Source organism: Methanosarcina mangrovi (genome assembly GCF_052057765.1).
Lineage (GTDB): Archaea > Halobacteriota > Methanosarcinia > Methanosarcinales > Methanosarcinaceae > Methanosarcina.
This window is the reverse complement of record NZ_CP195120.1, coordinates 4,543,040-4,561,825: the sequence shown is the minus strand read 5'-3', so window position 1 is coordinate 4,561,825 and position 18,786 is coordinate 4,543,040. Positions and strand designations below refer to the sequence as shown.

Sequence of the window (18,786 nt, the reverse complement as noted above, 5' to 3'; positions counted from 1 at the left end):
GGTCATGAATGGAACCCGAGAAAATTTCCGAAGGCAGGGTTGTTGCGTTTATCGATATAGGGACTAACTCAGTCCGGCTTCTTCTGGTCCGGATCAATCCCAACGGGTCTTACCAGCCCCTGACCAAGCAGAAGGAAACGGTGCGGCTTGGAGAAAAGGAGTTTATAGACAGGATCCTGCAGCCAAAAGCAATGGAAAGGGCAACCGTTGTCTGTAAAAAGTTCATGGAACTTGCAAGGGCTTACAGGGCAGAAGAGATCATAGCCGTGGCAACCTCCGCAACCCGGGATGCGAGCAATAAGGTTCAGTTCCTTGAAATGATTAAAAGAGAGGCAAACCTTGAGGTCTGCACGATCTCGGGCTCGGAAGAAGCCCGTCTGATATATCTGGGGGTCTCAAGCGGGCTCCGTCTGGGTTATACAAAAGCTCTTTTCATTGATATCGGGGGTGGGAGCACTGAGGTGTCGATAGGGGACCAGAACCAGTTTTACTTCCTTCACTCCCTTAACCTCGGGGCAATCCGCCTGACAAACATGTTCCTTCCGGATGAAACAGGTCCTGTCTCCGAAGAGCAGTATGAGCAGATCAAAGCCTACATCCGGCGCAAGACTGTAGATATAATAAAAGAACTTTCCAGGTACAGGGCAGGCTGTGCGGTTGGAAGCTCGGGAACTATCGAAAATCTTGCAAAAATCGCTTTTGTTTACCTGCATAAAACCGCCCATGAAAGTTTCGAGAAGCTGGAGTACGAAGACCTGAAGGAAATTGTCAGGGCAATGTGCGCCCTGCCACTTGAAGAGAGGCGCAAGTTCCCGGGAATAAACGCCCAGAGAGCAGACATAATCCTTGCAGGCGCTGCGATCATCGAGACCCTTATGGAGGAGCTTGAACTTCCGAAGATTGCGGTCAGCAAGCGAGGGCTCAGGGAAGGGCTGCTCGTGGACTATATCTCAAAGAGCGAGTTCTCTTACATGGTTACGCAGATGTCGGTAAGAAAGCGCAGCATAATGCAGCTTGGCCTCGCCTGCAACTTTGACGAGGAACATGCTCATATCGTTACCAGACTTGCCCTCGAGCTCTTTGACAGCATCCAGGCGCTTGGGGTCTACGAGTTTCAGGAGAGTGAGAGAGAGCTTCTCGAATACGGTGCGACCCTGCACGACATAGGGACATTCCTCTCATATGATACCCACCAGGCGCATGCCTATCACCTTATAAGGGAGAGCAGCCTCCCCGGCTTCCAGCCTGAAGAAATCGAGATCATCGCAAACCTTGCATATTTCCACAGGAAAAACACCCCTAAAAAGAAGCATCCCAATCTCGAAGGGCTCAGCAAAGAAGCCGTAAAAAGTATCAGATTGCTAAGTGCCCTGCTCCGTATTGCCGAAGGGCTTGACCGTTCCCATACGGGAATTATCTCTCATGTTCGTTTCTATATCGCTTCCACCGACAGTCTTGTGCTTGAGATGCATGCCCGGCGGGAGTGCCAGCTCGAAATCTGGGAGGTTGAGAAACAGAAGAAGTATTTCAAAAAGATGTTTGGGTATAACCTCCAGTCCAAAGTCCTTATAGAACAGGCTGCAGGTGTCCCTTTAATTTTTGAGGGCAGCGTCGAGGTTGAAGAAGTCCAGCGGGAATGAAGCTTCTTCACCACGGAAATTAAACTTTTTCAAAAATAAACCGAAAATCCTTCAGAGGCTTTCATACAGGCTTCTGACTGCACTTTCAATTCTTCTTCTAAACTCTCCGGTCCGGACTTTTTCCCAGGCGTCCGGAAAAGTGTTGAGCAGGGTCAGGAGTTCTTCTTCCCTGTATGCAAGGTAAGCTTCCACTCCAGGGTTTTCGGAAATCTGCGTTTCATTCGATGCCTTTTCACTTTCTGAAGGGTTCCAGGTCCCTGTCTTCAGGTAAAAACCCAGCATACTGGTTGCAACGGCTGCATCATGCAAGTCTCCAAGGTGATCCTGCAGAACTTTAAAATCTTTGATTAAAGGTTCAACTTCTTTCCCGAGCACGCTCTCAAAGAACTCTAAAGTATAACGCAGTCCCTTGGCCGCAATCCTGAGCCTGTGCAGCCTCTCAACCGAAACATAGGGCCCTTCCACCCATTCGGAGTAGGCACTTATGTCGGCTAAACGGGCATAGAGGATCGAAGGGAGCACGTCCGTTACCCTGTTCGGCAGGGCATCATGCTTCTCCGTAGTTGTGGGGAGAGCCCAGGTTTCCGGAAACTCCAGAAATTCCGAGAAGTCTTTCTTAAAACGGCTGTATTTTTCACTGTCAAGGTAATCAAGCATATTTTCCCTGGCTTTTTCTCTTTCCTCCGTAAGCGTGATAAAAAGAGGGTCAAGGTCGTGTTCGTGTCCGAAAGGCAGGGTCTCCAGGTAAGTTTCGGCTTTTTCCCGGAAAACATCCAGATCCCGGACTCCTCCGAGAGCTCCAAGTGTTCTCTTGAGCCCTTTAAGGTGCGGTTCCAGTTTTTCGGATTCAAGGTATTCATTAAAGACTGTTGCTGCCGCCCTCATCCTTCGGACTGCAACGCGCATGTCATGCAGCTCTTCGATGTCTTCCCCTTTTCGGGTTCCCTTTTCATGGGCGAGCATCTGGGAGAACTGGTATGCAAAGATCCTGTGTGCAACGGAAGCCATGGAATCTTCCGGGCTGACCGTGGATTTCCTAGTTTCTTTTCTTTTTTTCTTCTCGGTTCTTTTTTCAGCTTTCTCTTCAACTTTCCCTTCAACTTTCTCCCGAATTTTTTCGCCTTCTTTTTCTTCAGCTCCTCCCCCTTTTTCTCTTTGAATTTTTTCTGAGGTCCTTCCCGGGGTTTTTTCCAGGGCTCTTTCCGAGTCTCCTGATACCGGCGGTTCCCTTGCCTGCGTAAACCGGAGTTTGGTGCTGAAGAGATGTTCCCAGAGTTCACTTCGTTTTTCCGCTTTTTTTGCAGTTTTTTCCGAATCAGGTCCCGTAAGTTCTATTTCGACAGCTCCTTCAAGCTGCCTGAACCTGCAGGGGAAAAAACCCTGAGCTCCTGTTTCGGAAAGGTTTGCAATCCGGAGAAAAGCCGTAAGAATAAGGGCTTTATTCTGAAAAGCCGGGGAAAGGCCTGTATTATTTTCTTCAAGGGCTGCAAAAAGCTTTTTTTCACTTATTTCGAGGTCCTGAAGTTCCATGATAAGGGCAAGCATTCGCAGTTCGTTTAGTTTCAAGCCTTTAATCGGATGGGTAAGGAGAATTTCTCTGCTCATTACCGCTTCTTCTCCTCTGGAGACCGAACTTCCGATACCATGCAGGAGGGCTGCAAAGCCGAGCAGTTCTTTTTCCTCCTTTCCAAGCCCGTGATAGGCAGAAAGCCCGTCAAAAAGGGCGAAGGTTCCTGTCTTTATATTTTCTGCTTTTTCCCTGTCAATCCCATAGAACTTCAGGAGAGTTTCAGGAGTCCATTCCTCATAACCTATTTCTGTCCAGCCCCGTTCCGGATTCCCTCCATCCGATTGAAAATAAAATACCGGACTTTTTCCGGAAATTTTTTCTTTAGTTCCTGTAAAAGGAAAGATTGAAAGCCTTTCTTTTTCAAACCGCAAGAGTAAAGCTTCGATCTCAGGTTCCGGAACTTTAAGCAGAAGGCTGATTTCTGCAGGACTGTTGCCCCTGTCAAGTAACAGAAGGGTTTTAGCCTGTTTGCCGTAGATGTTTTTGTGGTTTGCCAGCTGTGCGCAGACAGCTCTTTCTTGCATGTTCAGGAAGGTTTTTTCCGGAAGTTTTTCCCTGAAAAGATAAGCCCTTTCAAACTTAGAAAAAAGGCTTTCTTCAAGGCTGTAGTTGTCGAGGAGGAAATCCCGGATAGCTTCGAGATCTTTGACAGTCCCTTCGTTTTTAAGTTCCACTTCAAACTCATTGTAGAGTTTTTTTCTGCTTTCGCTTTTGAGGTTCACCCTGTCCAGGTAGATTTCAGCTACCAGCTTTCCTTCAAGATTTAACTGACGAATTATCCTTTTCTGTTTGAGAGTTATAAGTGGAGTCAGGTCAAGCCCTGAGGTAAAATCAAAAATCATATTCCTTATCCTGAGAGAGGGGCATTCAAGCACCGAAAGCCCTTCGGGCAGGAAACTGACGTATTCTTCTCTCCTGTGGGTCCCGCCCTCAAAGCCTCCCAGACTTTTGATTGTCACCCATTTACCTTTTTCTCCGGCGGCTTTTCTCACTCTCAGGTAATACCCGGCGGCCATAATATCCTTATTTTTTGTATCAAGAAAAATGTCTTCGATGATCTGGACCTGAGCCTCGGAAATAGTATATGAAGTAAGCCCGGAGAGATTTTCAAGAGCTTTAAAATCAGTTTCTTCCGGTACCAGAAATTTTGACTCTATTTCCATATTCTTCTCCCTTTCCCGCTGTGAATACTGAGTGTATCTGTTCTTGTTCTTCAAATATGTACTCAGTCTTAAAATATGTGTTCAGGAATCTACGGCATTTTAGTTATTCTCTATATTCTTTAATTTGTTTTCCCTTCCACGAATACCCAAAAGGCAGAATAGTGGACAGGAAGTAGCTTATCGAATGTTCAAAGGGTAAAATGGTGGCCCAGAAGTAGTTTATTAATCCGGTAAAAATTCAAAAAGCTAAAATGTAATAAAACATATTTATTAAAAATTTAAACAGAGCAATAGCTATATTTACCAAAAATTTAACTTATTTATATCAAAACGGGAGTATAATCTTTTAAAAACATTGTTCAAACTGTAAAACTCATGATATTTACTTACCCTGAATATTAAATTACACCTAATATTATTTGCGCCGAATATTTACTTCCGCTGCATATTTACTCCCTCTGCATTCAATTGTGATCAACCGTTCAAACATACTTTTTCCAGACCAGCACTCAACCGTAGTATCCAGCAATTGCAGAAGATTCCTCAAAAAATACGGAGCAAAAAGGATACATTATAAAGGATACATCAATAACAAAGGAGCAAGTTTCCTTGACAGGCAATGATATTCTACTCTGGGACGAAACTCTATTTAAGGACCTTTCGGTACTTGAGCCGGATTATCTCCCGGAATATTTTCCCCACAGGGATTCGCAGTTAAACGCGCTCAGGTTTGCGCTCAGACCGGCCCTGCGCGGTATGAGGCCTTTGAATTGTCTGCTGGTCGGCCCTCCGGGGACAGGAAAGACCAGTGCCGTTATGAAGGTTTTCAGGGAAGTTGAGGCTCATGCTCCTGGAGTTGTGGCTGTAAAAGTCAACTGCCAGATCGACTCCACACGTTTTGCCGTGATTTCCAGGATTTACAGGCAACTGTTCGGGATCTCCCCTCCGAATTCCGGGATTGCTTTTCGGAAACTCTTCGAAACCGTTGTGAATTTCCTGATCTCTTCGGAAAAAGTCCTGATTGTGGCCCTGGACGACCTCAATTATCTTTGCTGTGAGGGGCATGCCAATGAAGTGATGTATTCTCTGCTCAGGGCGCACGAGCAGTACCCGGGAGCAAAGATAGGGGTTATAGGGATCGTAAACGATGCATCTGATCTTTATTGCCTGGACTCGAGGGTCAACTCCGTTTTCCTGCCTGAAGAAGTCTCTTTCCCGAGATACGGGGAGGCAGAGATTCTGGACATCCTTAAGGACAGGGTTAAATACGGCTTTTATCCGAAAGTAATTTCTGACGACGTGCTGGAACTTGTTGTCTCATATGTGGAAAAAACGGGCGACCTGAGGGTCGGGATCGACCTTTTGAGGCGTTCGGGTTTCAACGCCGAGCGCAGGGGAAGCCGCATGATTTTATCCCAGGATGTGGAAAAAGCCTACGAAGCTTCCAAGCTTCTTCACCTGTGCAGGGGCATTAGTCTTCTCTCGGATTCTGAAAAACAGCTGCTAGAACTGATCGCAAAGGCAGATGATGTTAAGGCCGGAGAACTCTACAAATCCTTCCATGAACTGACCCAGCTTGGGTACACCCGTTTTTATGGCATGGTAAACAGGCTCCAGACCCTCAACTATGTAGATGCCGACTTTACGGGCAAGGGTAAGCGAGGCAGGACGCGGATAATCAAGACAAAGTATGAAGCTGATGACATTCTTAACTGCCTTAAAAAAAGTTGAGCAGTAAAGTAACTGCCTGAAGACATGCTTATTAAGAGCCTGATCCTAACCATGCTGCTTCGTAATTTATTACAGGGCACGATGTGTCTGTATTTTTAATTTTCTTTGTTCTGATGTTTTTCGTCTCGTTATCTCATAATCTCTTTTATACTTCGTACTCCGCACACTCTCTATCATCGGTATCAAAGTTTATCTCAATGGAGTGGAAGGTGATATAGATATGCAAGACTCATTACCAAGGCGGGGATGAGATACAGATAGAAAATTCTTGGAACAAGTTTCATGCCTCTGGTGTATTTTACAAGTACGAGCAGCGAAATCCATGCAATGATACTATAGAATGTATATGACGTTACTCCCCACGAGTATTGCTCAAATACAATACCAATTGAATTAAGTATCATAATAAGCCAGCTCCACACAAATAATACAAAGAACGAAACAGGAAGCGCATAGTCTGTAAATACGGCGTAACCTATAACCCCGAGTTGATCAAGCATCCCGTGTACTACGTGTACGAAAAGTAGACATAAAATAATTGAAGCCAGGATTTTATCTCGTTTTGTTAGTCCCAGTTTTGCTACTGCAGATACAAGCAATGCAAATAATGCGACTACATACATGTAAGTTATAAATTCAACGAGATTGCAATATGGAATCATATCTTCAGTTATGCCATTCAATGCAATGAAACCAAAATAAATAATACGGGCAAAAAATAGACACAAAGCGATTGAAATTAGGACTTTATCTCTTTTTGTAATTTCTATTGTTTACTACCTCCTTTTAATCTTATTTTGTCTATGCTTGTATCTCCACCATACTATTAAATTAAGAGTGTAAATTACTTTTCTCCGCTGACTTGAGGGCAGGGACTTACTGCCTGAGAATTAAAACAGTTTTTTACTTTTTATAATCCCTTAAAAAAGCTTTCAAAAGCCTGAATATCAGCTGAAAAGAGATCTGGAAAAGAGAATTAAAACGAGATTAAAAAACAAGCCTGAGAGAAAAAGAGAACGAAGATTCACATGGATTTTTCCGGTGAGAGGCCGGAAAACAGGCTTTCAGGCTTGAAATGTTTTTTGATTGAACTTTAAAAAAGGAGCAGTATGAAAACTGCACCTTTTTCGATTCAATCAGTTTTAGGTCTTTCTTATTTTTCAGGAATTTACATCATTCCTGGTGGCATTCCGCCCATTCCCGGCATTCCGCCCATTCCTGGTGGCATTCCGCCCATTTCTTCAGGGCTTGGGCCTGCTGCACGGGTAGAAGCAATGATGTCGTCGATCCTGAGGATCATAACTGCAGATTCTGTGGCTGCATTGATGACCTGGGTCTTGACTCTGAGAGGTTCGACTACGAAGCTTTCCCACATGTCAACGACCTTGCCTTCATAAACATTAAGGCCTGCGGTCTTCATGCCTTTCTCGTGCTGGGAACGCAGCTCCATGAGCATGTCGATCGGGTCAAGACCTGCGTTTTCTGCAAGGGTCCTGGGGATAACTTCGAGAGCTTCGGAGTAGGCTTTAACTGCAAGCTGTTCCCTGCCTTCGAGGGTTGCTGCGTATTCCTGGAGCCTGAGGGCAACCTCAACTTCCGGAGAGCCGCCGCCTGCAACGAGCTTTTCGTCTTCGATTGCAACTCCTACTACACGGAGGGCGTCTTCAAGAGCGCTGTCGACACTGTCAACCACGTGTTCTGTGCCGCCGCGCAACAGAATGGTAACAGCTTTCGGGTTGTCACAGCCTGTGACAAAGGTCATGCTGTCGCCTCCAACCTTCTTCTCTTCAACGAGCCTGGCAAAACCGAGGTCTTCGGGGGTGATCTCGTCGAGGTTGGTGATGAGCTTGCCGCCTGTTGCCCTTGCGAGTTTTTCCATGTCGCTCTTCTTGACTCTGCGGATAGCGAAGATGCCTGCTTTTGCAAGGTAGTGCTGGGCAAGGTCTTCAACGCCCTTTTGGCAGAAGACAACGTTTGCGCCGCTGCTGATTACCTTCTGGACGATCTTCTTGAGCATGGCTTCTTCCTGGTCAAGGAAAGACTGGAGCTGGTCAGGAGAGGTGATTGAGATTTCTGCATCCACTTCGGTGTCTTTAAGTTCGATTGCACTGTTCAGGAGGGCAATCTTTGCGTCCTTGACCTTTTCAGGCATGTTTGTGTGAACTCTTTCCTTGTCGATGATCATGCCCGGGATAAGCTCGGAATCCTCGATCCTGCCGCCGACTTTCTTGACGACGCTGATGTTGTCCTTGTCAATTGTCTTCTTACCGTTTGTGTCGACAACGCTTGTGACAGCATCAACGGCAATTCCGGAGAGGAGTTTCTTGGAGGCCTCTGCACCTTTTCCGGTCATGGCGGTTTCGGCAATGCTGACAAGCAGTTCACGGTTGGACATCTCCACGTTCATTGCCAGGGAGTTTAAGACTTCTACTGCCTTTTCGGCTGCCAGCCTGTACCCGGACGCAATAATTGTCGGGTGGATTTCCTGCTCGATTAAATCTTCAGCTTTCTTTAAGAGTTCGCCTGCGACCACGGCTGCACTGGTAGTTCCGTCTCCGACCTGTTCGTCCTGGGTTTTGGATACTTCTACTACCATCTTTGCTGCAGGGTGTTCAATGTCCATCTCTTTGAGAATGGTTGCCCCGTCGTTTGTGATGACCACGTCACCCATGGAGTCCACGAGCATCTTGTCCATGCCTTTGGGCCCGAGGGTTGTTCTGACCGCTTCGGCTACTGCCTTTGCAGCCATAATGTTGTTACTCTGGGCATCCCTGCCTCTGGTTCGCTTACTTCCTTCTTTCAAAATGAATATTGGCTGTCCTGCCATGATTTAATCCTCCATTAGTGTGAATTTGGAATATCTCTGGAATTAAAATCGCATTTTACATGTTTGTACTTCTATATAAACTCATCCCGCAGTTCTCTCCGTAATAAGTATGCCCTGGGATTTGCTTCTTTTAAAAAACAGCCTGGAATGGACTCGTTTTATACCGGATTTCTTTACGGAAAATCTCAGAGTAAAGAGTTCTGGTTATAATTCATCCCTCCATTTTTCCAGAAAAGTCCTAAAATTTATTTCATTAATTTTTATACAACTTTGTCTCACTTCTGATGCAACTTTGTCTAGTTGCTTATATAACCTTACTTCCTTTTTCAAAAAAATATTTTCATCTGTATTCATGATTTTTCTCAGAATATTTTATAACTGTAATTCAGATTCTGGCTATTTTGTTCAACTTATTTCCACTTACTTCCACTTAACTTCGTGTTCTTTTCGATAATTGTAAAGAATATTCAAATGTGGGGAAAACTTTGAAATGGTTTAGGATTTTGACACTGAGTTGCCAGATTATTTCTCTTCCAGCGAAAACCTTTTTTAATCTCATTTCCTTTGTATTACTAAAAAATATAAAGAAGAATATTTTATGTCTTAGTAAATATTATATTCTTTCTTTGTTTAATCTCTTCCATTTAAATCAGCATATATAGTCATGACTGTAATAGAAAAATTAATATCTCTTGGGAACATTATACAAATTTTGGGGGTGCTCCAACGGCAAATAGCAGAGGAAAAGTCCTGGGCATCGACCTGGGAACAACCAATTCCTGTATGGCGATAATTGAGCTTGGTGAACCCAAGGTCATTACCAATTCCGAAGGAAAAAGGCTTACGCCTTCAGTTGTAGGTTTTTCAAAGAAGAACGAGTTGCTTGTAGGAGACCTTGCTAAAAGGCAGATTATTTCAAACCCTGAAAATACCGTTCAATCCATAAAGAGGCATATGGGGAAATCCGATTACAGAGTACCCCTGAATGGCGAGCAATATACTCCTCATGGAATCTCCGCAAAGATTCTTCAAAAACTGAAACATGATGCAGAGAAGTATCTAGGGGATGCCGTCGAAAAAGCGGTAATTACTGTCCCCGCCTATTTTAACGATTCTCAGCGCTTTGCCACAAAAAAAGCAGGTGAACTTTCAGGTCTGGAAGTTCTTCGAGTCATAAACGAACCTACCGCAGCTGCGCTCGCTTACGGCCTGAAAGACGGAGTTGACAACCGGAAAATTCTTGTTTACGACCTTGGGGGCGGTACTTTTGATGTTTCAATTCTTAAGATTAAAAACGGAATTTTCGAAGTACTGGCTACCAGCGGGGACACCGAACTTGGCGGTGATGATTTCGACAGGCAGGTTGTTGAACACCTGCTTGCTGAGTTCCAGAAAGCCGAAGGCACAGACCTCTCAGGTATACCCCAGGCGATGCAGCGTGTTAAAGAGGCAGCAGAACGCTGCAAGATTGATCTGTCCACTCTCACAACCGCAAATGTTAACCTGCCCTACGTTTTTGAAAGTAAAACCCTGGATATAGATGTAACGAGGGACCAGTTTGACAGGATGACAGAAGACCTTGTTAAGAAAACTTTATCAATTATGGAAAAAACCCTGCAGGATGGAAAGCTTTCTCCCTCCGAAATTGATGAAGTAATCTTTGTAGGCGGCTCTACAAGAATCCCTGCCGTAGCGAAAGCCGTAGAAGATTTCATGGGAAAAAAGGCTCTTCAGAACATCAACCCTGACGAAGTGGTAGCAATGGGGGCTGCTGTTCAGGCAGGAATCCTTGGAAACGAGTTTCTTAAGTCTTCCAGAGAAAATGTTGACGCAGGCAACCTTGTGCTTCTTGACGTGACCTCTCTCACTCTCGGGTTTGAAACCGTGGGAGATTTGATGGCGCCAATAATTCCGAGGAACACAACAATTCCCACAAGAAACAGTAAAACCTTCACCACACATTACGATAATCAGAGAGTTGTGAGAGGTAAAATCCTTCAGGGAGAAGAACGAGTTGCATCAAAAAATGTTACCTTAGGAATGCTTGTGCTCGATAACATCCCCTCTGCCCCAAAAGGCATCCCGCGTATAGAGGTTATTTTTGATATTGACGCTAACGGAATAATAAATGCTACAGCAAAAGACCTTGGGACCGGTATCATGCGAAGTGTTACTATCGAAAGGCCCGAAGGTCTCAACGATTAATCGCTTAAGCGGTTGATAGCTCAACAATAAAAATCGATTAACAGCTCGACACTAGATCTACAGGTTCAGAGGGTGAAAAGCAGTGGACTATTATCAGTTGTTCGATATTCCCAGAGGTGCGAGTCCTGAGGAGATCGAAAACAGGTATCACTATTTTGCAAAGAAATATCATCCGGACAGAGCTAAGTCCCCTGATGCCCATGAAAAGTTCATAAAAATCAAAGAGGCTTACGAAATTCTCAAAGATCCTCAAAAAAGAAAAGCATATGATATGTCTTTGCCCCCGGAAGAAAAGGCAACGGAAATTTCTGCCACTTCCGAGAATCCAAGTAACCGAGAAGTTATCCAGGAATCTCCGGTTCCGGAGGTTCCCGATATGCCGTCAGGCTCCAAATCTCCTTTCAGGTCGACTACAATCTCCTACGTTTCGTTCAAATCTTCCAGTGACCCCCTGAGCTCTGTCCATTCCGATTCCTCTCCCGAAACCGAGGTTGTTGACTGGTCCAAATATGTCTATTCCGGAAAAAGCCAGGATTCTGAAGAGGGAGACCTGTCAGGAAACGCAAAAGTGGATAATGCCGACTGGTCAAGTGTAAAAGTCAGTTATCAGGGTCTTACAGAAAAAGTCGATGACAGCCAGCGCAAAAAGCGTTTTTCAGCTGGCTCATTTTTAGTGAAGACATTTGCCTTCGCTCTCGTCCTTATCTTTCTGCTGGCAACCGTTGCAGTTGTTTCTCCTGGTCAGTTAAAAGCTATAGGGCTCGAAAGTGTGGTGGACTTCTTTGCTAGAGTAATATGATTAAAAGTTAACAGATGCCTGTTATTTCTTCTTTTATTTCTTCTTTATTTCTTCTTTATTTCTTCTTTATTTCTTCTTTATTTCTTCATTCTTTATGGAGTGCTTTTTACTGCGTTGTTTCGGGAAGCTCTGAAAGCCCTTCCTCGATTTCCTCTACTTTTTCAAAAGCGATTCCAAGAGGAACTTCAAAATCTTCGTATCCGCTGTGTTTTCTTGACCCTTTGCACCCGAAAGATAACCCCATTCCTTTTTCAAAAGCCAGTACGGTGCAGTCTCCACAGATTGAAGCTGCCCCCATCGTGTCCATCACTGTCCTCTCCCCTTCGGGATAGGCATTCGCCTGGACAATTCGCATGGCTTTCTCAGGTTTAAGGAAAAGAATTAGCACATCAAAGGTACCCCTGTTAAGGGATAGAGGTTCGATCAAGATGGAGCAAAACTTTCTCTTTAATCTTGGAAGAGATAGGGCTGCCTTTTCTGCAGCCTGAATATCCCTGTATCTTCCGGACTTAAGATAATATCCAGCAGGGCTTTCCTCAGAGAGCCCAAGGACATAATCTCCGGGAGAGCAGCTCTGTCCGGAAATCCGGAACTTCTCTCCCATACGGGCTTTCTGCACAAGTTCGCAAAAAAGAAAGCCGGATTTTTCAGGAAGCTCTTCACTTCCTTTTCCGGTTATTTTTCCTTCGGGTACTGCTTTCTGGAGTGGTACTGTTCCCCGGAATGGTACTGCTTCCTTGATTACTTCTTTTCTGTCCCCTTCGTTTATTTCAAAGGTAACGCAGACAGGTTCTCCTGTTTCCATCAACCGCCTGAGTTCCGGGTATCCTGAAAACGGTACTCTTTCTTTTTGCATACAGCCAATCCCTGTTTTTGCTGCTTATTTTACCTGAATTCCGCTTTTACGGAGGTGAAGATCGGGCCTCTCATATCTATTTTTTTGTTTTTACCCGTGATATAACGCTGGGCAGTAGCGCCTATTCTAATGTTGACTTCAGAGGGGACCTTGACAATTCTTACCCTGACGATATGTTCCTCTGCTCCGGACATCGCAGCTTCTTCAATTTCCCTGGCAGCCTGGGCAGCAAAGGCTTCTATGAAGCGGATGCCTGCCATTGCGGAGTGGTTCTCAAAGGCTTTCTGCCACTTCTTTGTGTTCGGGATGCCCAGGATATCTCCCTGATAGGCAACAACCTCGTTGAAGGCAGCAGGTCCGCAGAGTTTTGTGTTCTCTTCGGGCTCGATTACGGAGACTTTTACTTTCCTCCCGCAAACCTCCCCTTCCCAGGCAGGGAATTCACAGGGGCTTGGCTCTTCCCCGTGCAGTTCGCACTGGGCGACCACGGCATCTGCAATTGCCTGTCCTTCGGGGGTTTCCGGGGTCCTGTCCACAAAGACCTGCTTTGCAAGTTCGCTGTCCGACATCTCCCATTCGCTATACTGCGGAATCTGCGGATAGGTCAGGGAGCGGATGTCAGGGGCGTCATGGAGGATCATGGCAAGCCTCTCAACCCCGAGTCCCAGGTTCATGACAGGGTACGGAATGTCGTATTCTGCGAGGGCTGTCGGGGAGTAGATCCCGAAGGTTGCGATCTCGATCCAGCCGTCCGAGTACTTGGAGTTCGAACCCACAAGTTTCGGGTGGAAGGCAAAGACCTCGGTCTGGGTGTCAGGCACATAGTACTTGCTGCGTTTTTCATCGGGTCTGAAGAGGAACTTTTCAAAGCCGAACTGGGAAAGAAGCCCTTCGGCGACTGCTTTTCCGTGGTCTACGGTCACATCCTCGTCCATAATAACACAGGAAGCCGAGTAGTAGGTCATGAGCCTGGAAGCGTCTTCCTGTTGTTCCCTCCTGAAACAGCGGTCTATAGAGAAGAAATTGAACGGGGGTTCTTTTCTCTCGAGGAGAGCACCAAGGGAAATGAACCAGCCGCTTGTCATATGGCTGCGCAGTGTTTTTGTGCTTGCCTGGGCTACAAGCTCTTTGAATTCGGGAAAGACCTTTTCAATCATGTCGGCTACAAGGGCATCCGAAACTTCGAGGGCTGCCGAGATTTCGGGTACCAGGTCGTCTCCCTCGACTTTCCCTTTTTTGTAAGCGTGGAGGACTTTTCTGATTTTGTCTATACCTTCGTCCCCTATATCGCCCAGGATTTCCATTATCTGTGCAATGCGCTCGTCAGAAATCCCCACATTCGGGCGGGGCAGCCCTGCAAGATAGAAACAGCGGTCAAGGACTGCGAGGGCTTCGCTTCCGAACTGCTTGTGGACCTCTTTTTCATCAACTATAAGAGGGTTCATCATCTCTTCGAAGCCCATGCGCAGATAGGCTTCTCTCAGTTTCTGGATTGTATCATAAACGGGGTGAGCCTTCCCGTATTTTAAGGTGGTTCTCGGGTAGCGCTCGTTAAGGGTAGGGGTTTTGACCATTTTTTTACCCTCGTTCCAGGCAAGGTCAAAATTCTCCTTTGCATCTTTTTTTATTTTTTCTGGATCAAATCTCATGGATATCCTCTTGTAACTGATTATTAGAATTCTGGATCTATCAGACCCTTACGGTTTTATCATTTATATGAATATGTCGAATTGTCTGGCAGCCATGTGAAGCACATCGAATAACGGGCTTCAGGAAGCTGATTGCTAAATTTTAGGTAACCATGCCAGGCTGCAATCAATCATGTTAAATTGTAGTTAATCACGCCAAGTTATAATTAACCATGCTAAATTGTGATTAACCCTGCTAAGCTGTAATTAACAATGTAAGTTGTAATGTAACTGCACTGAATAGTAAATGATTTTAATGGTTATTGTGAAACTAATTTAGTTCTCTTTCTCATGCAGCTCTGCTAGGGAGTGAAATAGTAAATTGTCTTACAGTCTGATTGTCTTACAGTCCGGCTGTCTTACAACCTGGATTCCAGGCTCTTCATCGCAAGCTCAAGCTTTTTCTGCTGAATTGAGTTTACCACATCACCGCGTGTTTTTTCTATCAGGGAGCGGGAGACATCGGTCTTTCGCCTGAGCCCGCCGGTTATTGCATCAGGGTAGTCAAAGTCCATAAGGACTGCATGGATATTTTCCATGATCCCTAAAAATACTTCGGCCTTTTCAAAGGACTCTCCCCTTATAAGGTCAAGGACATGCCTCCGGATCTCTCCCACTACATCTCCAAGCCCGTTAAGATAGGCAGCATACTCAACTCCAAGTTCATCCGGGGACGGAAGGTTCTGTGTCTTTCCTTCGTCCTTTAAGAGACTGTAGAGGACTGCAACTTCCGAATATTCCTGCTGGGCATGTTCTACAAAGCCGGCATGGTAAATATCAGCATGCCCTTCGAACCGGGATTCAAGTTTCTTTAAGGCCCTTCCAGCCGCATCTATGCTTCTATCTGCTTTTTCAAAGTCCCTCGCATGCAGGGCAAAGCTTGCTATCCTGCATTCCCTGACGATTTCCCTTGAAATTTTCAGTCCTTCCTCTCTGATCTTATCTTTAGTCTCAAAATTGTCCCTTATCTGGGTAGAAATTTCTTCCAGCATTACTTTTGCCCCCCATGTAAGCATTTTGCATTTCTGTGACACTGGCTTTCCGCCTGCTGGCTCTTCACCTGTATCATGTTGTCCCCTATTTCTATGCATTTAGATGTGTTTTTAATTTTTATATGCTTTTTTAAGCTCCCATGCCCCCATCGAAAATTTCTTCCTGAATTTCTTTCCGATTGTATTCTTTTTGATTTCTTTCTGGAGGCATTTTTTCTGAATTTCCTTTTGACTGTATTCTTTCCATGATTTCTTTCTGACTATCTTATGTCTGTAGCCTTACTCTCTTGCCTGAATCACTCTCTAATTCTTTTATATGTATATGATGATTCTGAGGTTCTTTATATCTTTATCCCTCTTTTAGTTCCTTTTTCACGAACAAACTCTATGCATTTATTTTTCTTTTGAAGCCCTGGTCATAATCCGAATTTAATTCTACTCGGAAAAATATGGAAAAAGTAGAAATTAGATCGAAAAAAGACCGGAAAAAGATCGAAGTTAGATTAAAAAGACCGAAAAAACATCGAAGTTAGATTAAAAAAGATGAAAAAAGTTTTTACCTTATCGGTATCCCTGATCTTCTGAGTTAATTCTAAAATCAGCTGGAGGCGACTATCAGAATTACCAAGTCGCTTCCTGGCGGTTCTTAATTTAGAATCAGATAAAGTTCGAGATTTTTAACAGAATCATCTCAAGGAACGAATCTGAGCGTGTTTTCTTTCCGGGAGCTAAATTTTTTCTCTAGGGAGCCCTCGGAGAAAATCCTTTTTACAGGATTAAGAAGAATTCTTTTGTTTTTCTTGTTTTACTCATCTACCGGAATGGTTTCAAGCTGGCTTGAAAGGTTCCATATCAGAGTCCTTGTGTGCAGAGGGAGGTTCGGGTCGTTGCTTATATCTTCGAGAATTGAAATGCTTGATGCTGCTCTAAGGAACAGGGGTTCGGATTCATTGTTCAGGATATCCATGATTTCATTCACAGAACGCCTGATATTTCTTGGAACTGAAGAGTCACTGGTTATGCTGTCAAGGACCTGAAGACATTGTCTGATAACTTCTGCTGAATCATTTGATGACATTTGAATCACCTTCGCAGTCAATTATGATGTAAAAATTAGAGCTAATAAATTAGTGTAAGACAGGCTAGTTATATAAAATATTATCGGTAATCCATGAACCCGATTGTGTCAGTGTTTTCTCCTTGCGATTCCATAAACAGCCCATTTCCTTTTTACGCATGATAAAGGTAGTTTCATATAGGGGGAGTTACACGAGAAATCTTATAATATGAGTGAAAAACTGTGCAAAAAGGAAGGTTAGGCATATGGATTCTGACAGAGACAAAAAAGTAAAGCGAATAGCCCGTTTCCTGGAACTCGGGGGCACAATGCTTGCCGAACACTGCAAGGTCTGCGGAGCCCCAAAATTTCGTTACCAGGGCACGGTAATCTGCCCGATCTGTGACGTCCGGGAAGAAGGGGAAGAAACACCGACTCCAGAACCTGCGGCAGAAGTCCAGGCTCCAGAAGCCAGATCTTCACCTGAACGAGACAGATCTTCAACAGAAAGGGACAGATATCCGGCTGAGCAAGACAGATCTTCACCTGAACGAGATAGATCTTCTTTTGAGGCCAGAAAGAAAGTACAGGCACGCAGACCGAAAACGAGGTTCGGGCAAAGAGCCCCGGATACCGAGGGGGAAGAAGATAAAACTCTCCAATCTGCGGAAGAAGAGATTCCGGAACCACCTTACGAAGCTGAAGCCGCACGAAGAACGTTTCCCGAAGTTCAGGCTGCTCCTCCGGTCCGGGCAGAGAAAAGGACGGAACAGGCAATGGTTTCTACAGCTCATGGAGACCGTGAGGTGTTGGAAAACCTTCTCTTTGAAAAGATGGTCGGTATTGCAGCTTCTCTTCAGAATGAAAAGAACCCGCGCAGCATTGCTGAGCAGCTTGAGCTGATCGAAAAAGGCATCGGGCTGATAGAACGTTTGAGGCAGATATAATCTAACTGTAAAAATCTAACTGCAGACAAAGCTGAAATAGATAGGATCAGGCTGGGCGAGCCAGAAATCTAATAAATTTAAATTAACTGTAATTAAACGATAAATTTAAATTAACTGTATTAAACGATAAATTTAAATCAACTGTAATTAAACGATAAATTTAAATCAACTGTAATTAAACGATAAATTTAAATCAACTGTAATTAAATGATAAATTCAGTTTAATAATGTGCAAATGTGCAGAAATAGTGCTAAAAATATGCGGAGTTAAATATATACTGAAAAATTTCAAATAAAAGAGGAAGCTAGGTAAAAAAGATTGCATATATCTCTAATAATTGGAAGAAGAGGCCATAATATAACTGAGTGGTAGAAAAAAAGCATTCAAAGGGCAGAGAGAGCAAAAAAGACGATTTTCAGGCTAAAAACTGGAAAAAGCAGCTCTTTTATAAATTTGCTTGAGGAATCTGGATTTTCCCGTTCCTTTTTCGTCCTTAAAAAGTTTGATATGCCCTGACTGGCGAGACTTTCGCTGAAAAACCTAAGCTTTTGTTCTGGAAACTCCGGTCTCGATATGCACCCCTTTCCTCCTATACCTGCGGCAAACGTCGATTGATGCCGATTTTGCTTTTTTGGGCTTTATTCAAGGTATTTCTTCCATTTGTATATAGGCGTTTTAATTATAATTTCAATATATATCTATTATATATCCAATAGTTTTTATTTCTCCCATATTTCCTGATCTTTCATTATAGTTTTACGCTTTTTGATTACAGGAATCCTCTTTCCTGGTTTTCATTTCCACAGGGGTATCATTTTTAAAAAGTATTCGTCTTTGCCATATGATACTGGTTTTACTCTTAACTCCGTTAACTTCCGCAAAGTGATCTGGAAGGGTGTTTTTTCTATCATTATTTATTGTTAAGAATTTTGCCCTTTTTTTCAAAACCGGTATTTTGAAGCTCAACAGATCTATCATGATTTATCATAAATTTCTTTTAGGAGTGTTTATATTTTATGACCCGATAAATGTATATTGAGAGGTGATGAAAGCATGCGAGAGGTATACAAAGACCTGCTTTCGTATCTGTTTACCTTTTTGAGGCTGCTTGGAGCGATGATTCTTCTCTTCCCTTTGGGATGGGTTTTTATCCTCCTGGGTGTGCTGCCTGAGCCAAAGTGCACAGTTCACAGGCGGCGTCTCGAAAAAATATTCTGCGACGTCAAAAGGTATTGATAGGACAGGTTTTTTCTCGCGGGAATTCCCTCGGGAATTCCTTGTTAAAAACGTTTTTCCCGGAGTCTACAGTT

13 protein-coding genes are annotated in these 18,786 nt (G+C 44.2%); 6 read left to right on the top strand and 7 right to left on the bottom strand.

Translation table 11 applies throughout. The features are described 5' to 3' along the window. The first annotated feature begins 8 nt into the window (after positions 1–8). The gene (locus tag ACSAZL_RS20155) at positions 9–1,640 is read left to right on the top strand and encodes a Ppx/GppA phosphatase family protein (RefSeq protein WP_440946347.1); all 1,632 of its coding nucleotides are present in this window, start codon (positions 9–11) and stop codon (positions 1,638–1,640) included. 51 nt (positions 1,641–1,691) lie between these two features. On the opposite strand, the gene ACSAZL_RS20150 is transcribed toward ACSAZL_RS20155, so the two are convergent. Then, a complete protein-coding gene (locus ACSAZL_RS20150) occupies positions 1,692–4,373 on the bottom strand; it encodes a CYTH and CHAD domain-containing protein (RefSeq protein WP_440946346.1) in 2,682 nt (893 codons plus the stop codon). A 609-nt stretch (positions 4,374–4,982) separates the two neighbouring features. On the opposite strand from ACSAZL_RS20150, the gene ACSAZL_RS20145 reads away from it, so the two are divergent. Further along, the gene (locus ACSAZL_RS20145; protein ID WP_440946345.1) at positions 4,983–6,104 is read left to right on the top strand and encodes an ORC1-type DNA replication protein; all 1,122 of its coding nucleotides are present in this window, start codon (positions 4,983–4,985) and stop codon (positions 6,102–6,104) included. 1,168 nt (positions 6,105–7,272) lie between these two features. Here ACSAZL_RS20145 and thsB read toward each other — a convergent pair. After that, entirely contained in the window at positions 7,273–8,931 is a 1,659-nt protein-coding gene (gene thsB, locus ACSAZL_RS20140; protein WP_440946344.1) for a thermosome subunit beta, read from the bottom strand. 783 nt (positions 8,932–9,714) lie between these two features. Here thsB and ACSAZL_RS20135 point away from each other — a divergent pair. Together ACSAZL_RS20135 and ACSAZL_RS20130 are read left to right on the top strand one after the other, a co-directional pair. Further along, entirely contained in the window at positions 9,715–11,136 is a 1,422-nt protein-coding gene (locus tag ACSAZL_RS20135; protein ID WP_440946343.1) for an Hsp70 family protein, read from the top strand. Positions 11,137–11,218: 82 nt separating this feature from the next. Then, entirely contained in the window at positions 11,219–11,935 is a 717-nt protein-coding gene (locus tag ACSAZL_RS20130) for a DnaJ domain-containing protein (RefSeq protein WP_440946342.1), read from the top strand. A 106-nt stretch (positions 11,936–12,041) separates the two neighbouring features. Here the strand turns inward: ACSAZL_RS20130 and ACSAZL_RS20125 are convergent, their stop codons facing one another. From ACSAZL_RS20125 to ACSAZL_RS20110, 4 genes are all read right to left on the bottom strand, one after another. Next, entirely contained in the window at positions 12,042–12,791 is a 750-nt protein-coding gene (locus ACSAZL_RS20125; protein ID WP_440946341.1) for a DUF169 domain-containing protein, read from the bottom strand. Between the two features lie 29 nt (positions 12,792–12,820). Continuing rightward, entirely contained in the window at positions 12,821–14,440 is a 1,620-nt protein-coding gene (gene sepS / locus ACSAZL_RS20120) for an O-phosphoserine--tRNA ligase (protein ID WP_440946340.1), read from the bottom strand. Between the two features lie 398 nt (positions 14,441–14,838). Continuing rightward, entirely contained in the window at positions 14,839–15,570 is a 732-nt protein-coding gene (locus ACSAZL_RS20115) for a haloacid dehalogenase (RefSeq protein ID WP_440946339.1), read from the bottom strand. Positions 15,571–16,276: 706 nt separating this feature from the next. Further along, complete coding sequence (locus ACSAZL_RS20110) at positions 16,277–16,549, bottom strand: UPF0147 family protein (RefSeq protein ID WP_048064806.1); 273 nt, start codon at positions 16,547–16,549, stop codon at positions 16,277–16,279. Positions 16,550–16,794: 245 nt separating this feature from the next. On the opposite strand from ACSAZL_RS20110, the gene ACSAZL_RS20105 reads away from it, so the two are divergent. Next, positions 16,795–17,475: an Sjogren's syndrome/scleroderma autoantigen 1 family protein gene (locus ACSAZL_RS20105; RefSeq protein ID WP_440946338.1), complete on the top strand. Its 681-nt coding sequence runs from the start codon at positions 16,795–16,797 to the stop codon at positions 17,473–17,475. Between the two features lie 757 nt (positions 17,476–18,232). On the opposite strand, the gene ACSAZL_RS20100 is transcribed toward ACSAZL_RS20105, so the two are convergent. Then, positions 18,233–18,454 (bottom strand): hypothetical protein, encoded by a 222-nt coding sequence (locus ACSAZL_RS20100; protein WP_440946337.1) that lies wholly within the window; start codon positions 18,452–18,454, stop codon positions 18,233–18,235. A 75-nt stretch (positions 18,455–18,529) separates the two neighbouring features. Here ACSAZL_RS20100 and ACSAZL_RS20095 point away from each other — a divergent pair, with 75 nt between their 5' ends. Further along, on the top strand, positions 18,530–18,712 hold the full coding sequence (locus ACSAZL_RS20095; protein WP_440946336.1) for a hypothetical protein: 183 nt from the start codon (positions 18,530–18,532) through the stop codon (positions 18,710–18,712). Positions 18,713–18,786: the final 74 nt, after the last annotated feature.

Bases quoted from the DNA above. Each gene is read 5' to 3' on its own strand.
- ACSAZL_RS20155 (WP_440946347.1), top strand. From the start codon at position 9: ATGGAACCCGAGAAAATTTCCGAAGGCAGGGTTGTTGCGTTTATCGAT.
- ACSAZL_RS20150 (WP_440946346.1), bottom strand. From the start codon at position 4,373: ATGGAAATAGAGTCAAAATTTCTGGTACCGGAAGAAACTGATTTTAAA.
- thsB (WP_440946344.1), bottom strand. From the start codon at position 8,931: ATGGCAGGACAGCCAATATTCATTTTGAAAGAAGGAAGTAAGCGAACC.
- ACSAZL_RS20135 (WP_440946343.1), top strand. From the start codon at position 9,715: ATGGCGATAATTGAGCTTGGTGAACCCAAGGTCATTACCAATTCCGAA.
- ACSAZL_RS20125 (WP_440946341.1), bottom strand. From the start codon at position 12,791: ATGCAAAAAGAAAGAGTACCGTTTTCAGGATACCCGGAACTCAGGCGG.
- sepS (WP_440946340.1), bottom strand. From the start codon at position 14,440: ATGAGATTTGATCCAGAAAAAATAAAAAAAGATGCAAAGGAGAATTTT.
- ACSAZL_RS20115 (WP_440946339.1), bottom strand. From the start codon at position 15,570: ATGCATAGAAATAGGGGACAACATGATACAGGTGAAGAGCCAGCAGGC.
- ACSAZL_RS20110 (WP_048064806.1), bottom strand. From the start codon at position 16,549: ATGTCATCAAATGATTCAGCAGAAGTTATCAGACAATGTCTTCAGGTC.
- ACSAZL_RS20105 (WP_440946338.1), top strand. From the start codon at position 16,795: ATGGATTCTGACAGAGACAAAAAAGTAAAGCGAATAGCCCGTTTCCTG.
- ACSAZL_RS20100 (WP_440946337.1), bottom strand. From the start codon at position 18,454: ATGATAGATCTGTTGAGCTTCAAAATACCGGTTTTGAAAAAAAGGGCA.
- ACSAZL_RS20095 (WP_440946336.1), top strand. From the start codon at position 18,530: ATGCGAGAGGTATACAAAGACCTGCTTTCGTATCTGTTTACCTTTTTG.